This window comes from Mesorhizobium sp. M7D.F.Ca.US.004.03.1.1 (genome assembly GCF_003998635.1).
In the GTDB taxonomy this organism is placed as follows: Bacteria; Pseudomonadota; Alphaproteobacteria; order Rhizobiales; family Rhizobiaceae; genus Mesorhizobium; species Mesorhizobium loti.
The window spans coordinates 1-1,748 of the sequence record NZ_RZQG01001108.1 but is presented as its reverse complement, the minus strand read 5'-3'; the positions used below and the strand labels follow the sequence as shown (position 1 = coordinate 1,748).

General features: G+C 65.0%; 2 protein-coding genes. One reads left to right on the top strand and one right to left on the bottom strand.

Annotated features, from left to right (window positions below):
- Positions 1 to 224: 224 nt before the first annotated feature.
- Positions 225 to 833: a TetR/AcrR family transcriptional regulator gene (locus tag EN935_RS34435; protein WP_109663053.1), complete on the bottom strand. Its 609-nt coding sequence runs from the start codon at positions 831 to 833 to the stop codon at positions 225 to 227.
- Between the two features lie 102 nt (positions 834 to 935).
- Here EN935_RS34435 and EN935_RS34430 point away from each other — a divergent pair.
- Positions 936 to 1,748: NAD(P)-dependent alcohol dehydrogenase (locus EN935_RS34430; protein WP_164771624.1), on the top strand; the 813-nt coding region annotated here is incomplete at its 3' end.

Below are 1,748 nucleotides of genomic sequence, written 5' to 3'. Positions count from 1 at the left end.
ACGCGGCCTCGGTCGCCGGCCTGCTGGTCACCACCGAAGCCATGATCGCGGAGGCTCCGAAGAAGGAGTCGGCTGGCGGCGGCATGCCTGGCGGCATGGGCGGCGGCGGCATGGGCGGCATGGGCGGAATGGATTTCTAATCCAGCCAATCTGGCTAAGCTTACTGAAAGGGCGGCAGCGATGCCGCCCTTTTTGTTTTGCGCAGCGGTCGTTGTGGACGTCTCTCAGACGGCGGCATCCGCGCGTTGCTTTACCTCGCCGGCAAGCACGGCCGCTTCGATCAGTGCCGCCACCTCGTCGGCCACGGCTTGTACCGGGGCGCGGTCGCGGGTGGCGCGGGCGATCACCATCAGCCCTTCCAGCGACGATTCGACCAGCAGCGCCAATGCATGCGCGCGGCGCTCGGGCACCCCTGCCCTGACGAAGGCGTCCCGCAGCAGGCCTATCCACTGTTCGAAGGCCGAGCGGCACAACTCCGCCAGTTCCGGCACGTCGGTCGGCGAGTCCAACACGACAGGCGCGATCGGACAGCCGAGCGAAAACTGGTTGTCCTCCAGCATGCGCCCGACCGACTGGTAGATATGATGGACAGCGACCGCCGGATCCTTTTCGGCGGCCAGCGCTTCGCCCAACCTCTCCGTTACGTCGGCAACGCTGCCGCGCGTCACCTCGATAACCAGCTGGTCCTTGCCGCCGGGGAAATGGAAATAGAGCGAGCCGCGCGGCGCGCCGCTGGCGCTCAATATGTCGTTGAGCGAAGTGCCGTGATAGCCGCGCTGCCTGAGCAGCAGCGCCGTCGTCTCGAGAATGCGGGTGCGGGTGTCGTTGGCCATGTCAACCTCTGTCAGGAGGAATCATTATAGGCCTTGCCTCGAATATGACAATCGGTCTACATAATATATAGATCAGTCTACATATTTCTGAGGAGAATCGACATGCGCAGCTACCGTCTCGAAGGGCCCGGCGGGACCGAATGCCTGGTGATGCGCGACGAGGGGCAGCCGGAGCCGAAACCGCATGAGATCGTGGTGCGCGTTCGCGCCACCTCGCTCAACCGGCGCGACACGATGATCCTCAACGGCACCTATCCGCTGCCGCCGCGCCAAGGCGTCGTTCCGCTGAGCGATGGGGCCGGTGACATTGTCGCCATCGGCGATGCCGTCACTCGCTTTGCCGTCGGCAACCGTGTCACCGGCAGCTATTTTGCCCGCTGGATCGACGGCGGCATCCATGCCGGGCTCATCGACCAGCTCGGCTGCACGCTGGACGGCATGCTGGCCGAATACGCGATCCTCGACGAACAATGGGCGGTGCGGCTGCCCGATCATCTCGACTGGCATGAGGCGGCAACGCTGACCTGCGCTGGCTTGACTGCCTGGAATGCGGTGACGGGCGCCGGAATTCCGAAGCCTGGGCAATGGGTTCTGGTCATCGGCTCGGGCGGTGTCTCGCTCTTTGCACTGCAGTTCGCCAAGCTGCTCGGCTGCCGTGTCGTCGCCGTCACCTCGCGCGGCGAGAAAGCCGACAGGTTGCGGGCGCTGGGCGCCGATCTGGTGATCTCGACATCGGATATGCCGCAATGGGGTGCGACCGTCCGCGATCAGACCGGCGGCATCAATCTCGTCGTCGAGACCGGCGGCCCGGCGACCTTCGCACAGTCGCTGATTGCCAGCACGCTTTACGGGCACATCGTGCTGCTGACCCTGCAGGATGCGAAAGGCGGATCGATCCAGCTGCCGGCGGCACTC